This is a genomic window from Corallococcus exercitus, from assembly GCF_003611585.1.
GTDB classification, from domain to species: domain Bacteria; phylum Myxococcota; class Myxococcia; order Myxococcales; family Myxococcaceae; genus Corallococcus; species Corallococcus exercitus.
The window spans coordinates 1-768 of the sequence record NZ_RAVW01000843.1; the positions used below are offsets into that span (position 1 = coordinate 1).

The 768-nt window shown below is 74.7% G+C and carries 2 protein-coding genes; one reads left to right on the plus strand and one right to left on the minus strand.

The window, feature by feature from the left end; genetic code table 11:
• A partial coding sequence (locus D7W79_RS42455) for a hypothetical protein (protein WP_147442374.1) occupies positions 1–189 on the plus strand: 189 nt, incomplete at its 5' end.
• Here D7W79_RS42455 and D7W79_RS42460 read toward each other — a convergent pair.
• Positions 190–768, minus strand: a 579-nt coding sequence (locus D7W79_RS42460; protein WP_276375679.1) for a DnaA N-terminal domain-containing protein, incomplete at its 5' end; no start/stop codon positions are given.

Below are 768 nucleotides of genomic sequence, written 5' to 3' on the forward strand. Positions count from 1 at the left end.
GGGCTCGTGGGGGCGGCGGTGCTCGCGCGCGGCCTCGCGGGGATGCTCTACGGCGTGGGCACGCTGGATGCTTTGACGTTCGGAGGCGTGCCCCTGCTGCTAGGCGCGGTGGCGCTCGTGGCCAACTGGCTGCCCGCCCGCCACGCGCTGCGCGTGACGCCGGCCATCGCGGTTCGGGCCGACGAATAGTCAGGCGACCTCGTGCGCGGCCCGGGCCCAGCGCACGCCCTGCAAGCCCAGGCTGCGCGCTTCGGACTCCATCAGCGAGCCGTACTGCTCCTCCACCCATTGGCGGAAGTACGCGTCCGGCGCCGCGAGCACCAGGTGTCCGTCCTCCAAGCCCACCGCGCGGGCCTTGCTCAGCCAGGACAGCGCGTACCGCTTGCCCTGGGCACGCATGCCTTCCAGGCACGCGCTCCAGACGCGAGCGGCCTCCGAGGACGCGACCTCCGCGGGGATCGGGCCCCCGGCCTCCGAGGTGTCCACCTCCGCGCCGTCCTCCAGCGGCGGGACGTAGCGCGTCCACACGCGGGGCGAACAGAACGCGACCACGGTGCCGGGAGGCTGGCGGGCACGGCCCCAGTCGGACTGGAGGTAGCCCTGGCAGGCGGCATGGAGCCGGGCCTCGTCGCCGTCCACGCCGCGCAGCGCCTGGGTGTACCAGTCCGCCCAGCCGGCGGGCGGCTTCTCCCGGGGAACACCCCGGAAGGCCTTTGCCCGGGCGTCCTGGAAGGTGTCGAAGAAGGCCGCCGCGCGGGCGGCCAGGGT